This window comes from Corallococcus sp. CA047B (assembly GCF_003612065.1).
In the GTDB taxonomy this organism is placed as follows: domain Bacteria; phylum Myxococcota; class Myxococcia; order Myxococcales; family Myxococcaceae; genus Corallococcus; species Corallococcus praedator.
The window spans coordinates 1-6,159 of sequence record NZ_RAWD01000447.1; the positions used below are offsets into that span (position 1 = coordinate 1).

At 68.9% G+C, this 6,159-nt stretch carries 6 protein-coding genes; 5 read left to right on the top strand and 1 reads right to left on the bottom strand.

Annotation, left to right across the window (positions count from 1 at the left end):
* The 5 genes from D7X74_RS38460 to D7X74_RS38480 all read left to right on the top strand — a co-directional run.
* On the top strand, positions 1-689 hold a 689-nt coding region (locus D7X74_RS38460), incomplete at its 5' end, for an MFS transporter (RefSeq protein ID WP_158622356.1).
* The gene (locus D7X74_RS38465) at positions 686-2,815 is read left to right on the top strand and encodes a carbohydrate binding family 9 domain-containing protein (RefSeq protein ID WP_120537936.1); all 2,130 of its coding nucleotides are present in this window, start codon (positions 686-688) and stop codon (positions 2,813-2,815) included. The genes D7X74_RS38460 and D7X74_RS38465, both read left to right, overlap by 4 nt.
* A 14-nt stretch (positions 2,816-2,829) precedes the next feature.
* Positions 2,830-3,672, top strand: coding sequence for a class I SAM-dependent methyltransferase (locus D7X74_RS38470; RefSeq protein WP_158622357.1), 843 nt, complete (start codon positions 2,830-2,832; stop codon positions 3,670-3,672).
* A gap of 18 nt (positions 3,673-3,690) precedes the next feature.
* Positions 3,691-4,521, top strand: coding sequence for a DUF692 family multinuclear iron-containing protein (locus D7X74_RS38475; RefSeq protein WP_120537938.1), 831 nt, complete (start codon positions 3,691-3,693; stop codon positions 4,519-4,521).
* Between the two features lie 12 nt (positions 4,522-4,533).
* Entirely contained in the window at positions 4,534-5,133 is a 600-nt protein-coding gene (locus D7X74_RS38480; RefSeq protein ID WP_120537939.1) for a hypothetical protein, read from the top strand.
* Positions 5,134-5,145: 12 nt separating this feature from the next.
* Here the strand turns inward: D7X74_RS38480 and D7X74_RS38485 are convergent, their stop codons facing one another.
* Positions 5,146-5,679 (bottom strand): YbhB/YbcL family Raf kinase inhibitor-like protein, encoded by a 534-nt coding sequence (locus tag D7X74_RS38485; RefSeq protein WP_120537940.1) that lies wholly within the window; start codon positions 5,677-5,679, stop codon positions 5,146-5,148.
* Positions 5,680-6,159: the final 480 nt, after the last annotated feature.

A 6,159-nucleotide genomic window follows, 5' to 3' on the forward strand; every position in this document is an offset into this window, starting at 1 on the left:
GGGTGCGGGCGGGCTGGGCGCTGGCGCTCCAGGGCCTCCTGTCTCCCTTCACGTATGTGAAGAACCACCCGCATCTTTCGGGCCTGTTCCTCTGGCAGTTCTTCTTCACCTTCGCGCTGGCGCTGTTCCCCACGTACCTGCCGCTCTACGCGGTGGAATTGGGGGCGCCCCGGGAGCTGGTGGGGCCGTTGGTGGCGGTGTCGTGGCTCGTCTTCGCGTTCGTGCAGCCCTTTGGCGGACGGCTGTCGGACCGGCTGCCCCGGCGCGTGGGCCTCATCACGCTGGGCCAGGCGGGCATGGCGGTGATGGCGGCGGTGCTCGGCGCCTCCGGGTGGCTGCCGCACGAATACGCGCTGGGCGCGCTGGTGGGGGCGTGGGTGCTGCTCGCGGTGCCGGACGGCCTGCACCGCAGCTCCGCGTCCGCGCTGGTGGTGGAGCAGGTGCCGTCGCCCACGGAGCGCGGACGTTTCATGGGCGCGCTGGGCTCCAGCGCGGCGCTGGCGGGCGTGCTCGCGCCCATCACCTACGGCCTGGTCGCGCAGCGGGCCGGCATTGGCTTCACGTTCCTTCTGTCCTCGGCGGCCTTCGTGCTGGCCCTCGGCTGTGTGTCGAGGGTTCGCGAGTCCTCCGACGTCTCGCCTGTCGCGGTCCCGGTGACCGCCCTCAACCCCAACACGGAGCCCGGATGAGCCCCTTTCGAAATGTGTGTCGCTGGGGCACCGCGCTGTGCGTCGCGCTGGTGCCCGCCCTGGGTTTCGCCGATTCGACCTACAAGGTCACGGCGACGCAGACGAAGGACGTCATCACCATCGACGGCAAGGGGGACGAGCCGGCGTGGCAGACGGCGCCGGAGATTGGCGGCTGGTTCCTCACGCGCGTGGACTACGGCCGTCCCGCGCCGGACGACACCAAGGTCCGCATCCTCTACGACAAGGACAACCTCTACTTCCTCTTCCACTGCCTGGACTCGAAGCCGGAGCGCATCTCCGGCTACACGGTGCAGAACGAGGGGTTCCTCCACCAGGAAGACAACATCACCATCATCCTGGACACGTACCTGGACCACCGCAACGCGTACTACTTCTGGACCAACCCGCTGGGCGTGCGCACCGACGGGCGCATCGTGGACGACGGCGAGGCGTTCTCCACCAACTGGCGCGGCGAGTGGGAGACGAAGTCCACGGTGGTGAAGGACGGGTGGATTTCGGAGGTGCGCATCCCGTTCGCGAACTTCCAGTTCGAGAAGAAGGAGGAGATGACGTTCGGCATGCTCCTGGACCGCGAACAGTCGCGCAACCAGGAGTGGAGCAACTGGACGCCGGACGGGGTGAACAGCGCGAAGGTGAGCCGCTATCCGCACCTGGACGGGCTCAAGGACATCAACCCGCGCTCCATCTTCAGCATCACCCCCTACGTGGCCACCACGGTGGCGCTCAAGTACAACGACGACCGCGGCACCCTCCGGCCCAACGTGGGCGCGGACGCGCGCATCGACCCGGCCCCGTGGCTGTCGTTGAAGCTGACGGCCAACCCGGACTTCAGCGACTCCGAAGCGGACCAGGGCTTCCTGCTGCTGGACACCGAACAGCCGCTGTTGCCGGAGCGCCGCCAGTTCTTCCTGGAGAGCGAGCACCTCTTCATCGCGCCCATCAACATCTTCACCTCGCGCCGCATCGCGCTCCGGCCGCATGACCGGGTGTGGGGCGGGTTGCAGCTCACCGGCAAGGTGGGCGACACGAACTTCGCGATGATGGACATCCAGCACCGCGACTTCACCGGCAAGGACGCGAACGGCCGGGACGTCTTCGAGAACGTCAACTCCGGTGTGCTCCGCCTCCAGCATGACATTGGCAAGCGATCGATGATTTCGCTCGTGGCGCTCAACCGCAGCGGGCGGGGTGGCATCTTCGGGGACTCGGACTTCCAGACGGTGGGCGTGGACGGCAACTTCCACGTCTTCGAGGAGTTCTTCATCCAGGCGCAGGCGCTCAAGAGCTGGAGCCCGCTGGGCAACGAGGACTCGGACGCGTACCACGTGGGCCTGCACCGCTTCGACACGCTGTCGGAGTTCTGGCTGCAGTTCGAGGACATCGGGAAGAACTACGCGAACCCGCTGGGCTGGACGCCCGTCATCGACAAGCAGGGCTACAATTCGCACCTGTTCCTGAACCCGTTCCCCAAGTGGCGCTTCCTGCCCCGGCTGGACGTGACGTGGGACACGCTGTGGCGCCGCAACCACGAACACCAGCGCACGCGCTGGCGCCAGCGGCTCAACGTCCAGCCGTACCTGCACCACGACTTCGCGCTCATCTTCGACGGCATCTACGACGACAACGAGGGGTTCCGAAACCGCCTGGGCACGTTTGGCTTCACCCTGTTCCCGCATGACTGGCAGAGCTACACGCTGAGCGCCATTGGCGGCCGGTTCCTGGGCGGACAGATTCGCGGCCTGAACGGCGCGGTGAACTTCAAGGTGGGGCCGCACATCGTCGCCCGGTTCAGCGGCTTCTACACGCGCAACTTCGGCGTGCCGGAGAACAGCGACCTCTTCGGCGTGTCCGGTGACGGCTACAGCTTCTCTGGCTATGCGCAGCTGCGCTACCACTTCAGCCCGGACCTCTACGCGCGCCTCACGCTGCAGAAGGGGGATGTGTATGAGCTGGCGGACTACAACGCCGTGAAGGGCACGTTCCTGGACGCGATGATTGGTTGGCATTACCGCCAATGGAGCGACATCTTCCTCGTCTACACGGATCAGCCCTTCGCCGGCTCCCAGGAGCGGCGGATCCTGTCGAAGATCTCCTTCAACTACTGAAAGAAGGCACCCCCATGAGCACCGCCGACGCCGCCAGCCTCAAGCGCCGCTACGACGAGGTGTCCCCGAAGTACGACCAGGGTGGCCCCAACGCCATGGCCATCAAGCTGTTCTGGCTCACCTACGAGCACCTCACCTGGAAGCCGGTGGAGGCGCTCCTGCCCAGGGACGGCACGTCCTGGCGCGTGCTGGACGCGGGCGGCGGCGGGGGTAAGTTCGGCACCCGCTTCGCGGAGGCGGGCCACCACGTCACCGTGCTGGACATCTCTCCGGGCATGCTGGAAGGGGCCCGAGCGCAGTTCGGCGTGAAGGGCCTGTTGGACCGCGTGACCTTCGTGGAGGGCAACGTGGCGGCGCTGGACCTGCCGGACGCGGCGTTCGACCTGGTGTTCTGCGAAGGCGACCCGGTGTCCTACTGCCTGGACGCGTACCCCAGCGCGGTGAAGGAGCTGGTGCGCGTGGCGAAGCCGGGGGCGCCGGTGGTGCTGGGCGTGGACAACCGCTACGAGGCCTTCTCCGGCGCCCTGAAGATGGGGCGGCCCGAGGAGGCGTTCCGCACGCTCCAGGACGGCCGGACGACGTGTCCCTACGGCCTGCCGGTGCACGCGTTCACGGTGCGCGAGCTGGAGCAGGCGGTGGCGGCCGCGGGCGCGGAGCTGCTGGAGATCTTCGGCAAGCCGGTGATGTTCTTCGACATGCTCAAGGCCATGGCCGCCGCGCGCGGGGGCAGCTCCGACAAGCCCTGGGACGCGTGGGCCGCGCGTGAAGAGATCCTGGCGATGCAGGAGAAGCTGGCGCACGAGGGCTTCGCGGTGCTGGGCCAGCACTTCCAGGTGATGGCCCGGCGGCGGGCCTGAGGGCAAGGAGCGCGCACCGTGGGCCTTCCCTTTCTTGGCGTGGGGCTCAGCTACCGCTGGGACCTCAATCCGCATCTGGCGCGCGGCAACCCCGGCGTGGACTGGCTGGAGGTGACGCCCGAGCACTTCCTGCCGCTCACGGCGGACTCCGAGCGGCGCCTGGACCTGCTCGCGAAGCGCTATCCATTGGTGGGTCACAGCCTGGAGTTGTCGGTGGGCTCGGACGGCGTGGACGCGCCCGGCTACCGCGAGGGTTTGCGCCGCATCACGCAGCGGACGAAGAGCGTGTGGCACGGCGACCATCTGTGTTTCACGCGCGTGGGGGACCTGCCCCTGCGCGCGCTCACGCCGGTGCCGCTGACGGATGAGGCGGTGGCCACCTGCGTGCGCAACGTGCGCGCGGCCCAGGCGGACCTGGGCGTGCCCTTCGTGGTGGAGAACATCGCGTATCTCTTCCACACGCCGCTCAACACGCTGGACGAAGCGGACTTCCTGCGCCGCATGGTGGAGGGCGCGGACTGCGGGCTGCTGCTGGATTTGCACAACCTGTATTGCAATGCAGCCAACCACGGGTTCGACCCGTATGCCTTCCTGGACAGGCTGCCGCTGGAGCGGGTGGTGCAGATCCACCTGGCGGGCGGCATGACGCTGGAAGGACTGCGATTGGACAGCCACTCGGCGACTTCACCCGAAGAGGTGTGGCGGCTGTTGGAGTACGTGGCGCCGCGCTGTCCGGTGCGGGGCGTGAACTTCGAGATGGACAGCGGCTTTCCGCCCTTCGCGCGATTGGTGGAGGAGCTGTCGCGTGCGCGCGCCATCCTCCAGCGTTGCGGCGCGAGCGCGGCCTGAAGGGACACGACCATGGGTTATCCGGAGACGCTGGAAGCACTGGCGCGGCTGCACGTGGACCCCCGCTTCCGCGAGGCGTGGACCCGGGATGCTTCCCGGACGCTGGCCCCGCTGGCGCTGACGCCGGGGGAGCGGGAGGCGCTCGGCCGCGTGGACCGGACGGTGGTGGACCGCGCCGGACGGATGATGGACTACCACCGCACCGAGCGCGTGCGCGAACAGCTCCCCTGGGTGGATGAGGCGAAGCGGCCGGAGCTGACGCCGCTCCGTCTGGCCTTCCTCCAGGACGTGCTGCCGGAGGTGCTCAACCGCGAGGAGGCCATCGCCTGGTGCCGCTTCCTGGAAGCGGGCAACCCCCAGGGGAACCGCCTGCCGGCCTACGTCCCCCAGGTGGCCCGCTGCGAGCGGCTGCGCCTGTCGCTCGCGTGGGGACTTCTGCCCATGCCCCCGGTGGGACCGCACGTGGAGTCCTTCGACTTCCCGGTGCTGGGGCTGCTCGCCGCGCTGGACGCGCCGGGCTGGCCCCCGGTGGAGGCCCGCCCCACGCGCGTGGAGTACCTCAAGGTGCCGGGCCTGCCCGCAGTGATGTTGCGCGAGCTGCCCGCCCCGTGAGGGCTGCTCTCATCAGTGGTTGCGGCTGCCGTCGCGGCGGGTGGACTTGTCGGAAGCGGCGCGGTGATGCGCCTTCTCGTAGGTGCCCATGAGCTGGGCCTCGCCCAGGATGTGGCCGTCCATGGCCTCGCGCAGCTCCGCGCGGGAGGGCCGGCCCAGGTCCGGCAGCACCGTGTCCAGGGCGTACAGCCGGAAGTAGTACCGGTGGCTGCCGATGGGCGGCATGGGCCCCCCGTAGTCCTGCCGGTGGAAGTCGTTGAGCCCCAGCTTCACCCCGTCCGGCAGCACGTCCAGGGTGGCCCCGTCCGGGAGGCTCTGGGCGTTGACGGGCAGGTTGTAGAGGACCCAGTGGCAGAAGGTGCGCTGCGGGTGGGCCGGGTCCGGGGCGTCCGGGTCCTCCACGATGAGCGCCAGGCTCTTCGCCCCCGGGGGGAGGTTCTCCCAGTGCAGGGGGGGCGCCTTGTCCTCGCCCTCGCCGGTGTAGGCAATGGGGATGGGCATCCCGTCCTTGAACTGCGGCGAGGTGAGCTCGAGCGGCTTCGGCATGGGTGACTCCTGAAGGCGGAAGAAGCGTCCAGCGTGTCCTCAAGCAAGCTGGCGACGCCCACCCCTGGCGCGTAGAGGCGGCGGGCAGGCCGCCCGGCCGCCCGTCACCCTTGAAGGAAAGACCGTTGCTGATCCACCGGACGCTCCCCGGCCCGCTCGCCGCTTCCTCCAGGGGCTTCCAGGGAGAAACCCCCCTTTCTCCCCGGGCCGTGGTAGCTGCGCTTGCGGGTGCGGCAATCCCTGCTGCCAGCACCCGCCCCGGCGTCCCCGTAGCGGTTGCACGCGCCGCGCATTCGGTGCTAAGCGGCGCCCGCGCGGGTATGGGCGGGGTCGGGGTTGGCGAAGAGAAACCCAAGACTTTCCCAGGGTTTGGTGAGGCGTCCGCATGGCAGACCAGGAGCCACGGAAGCAGGCGGACGCGCCGGGCAGTGAGCTGGGCGAGACGGCCCGGCAGATGCGGGCGGCGGAGCCGTACATCTC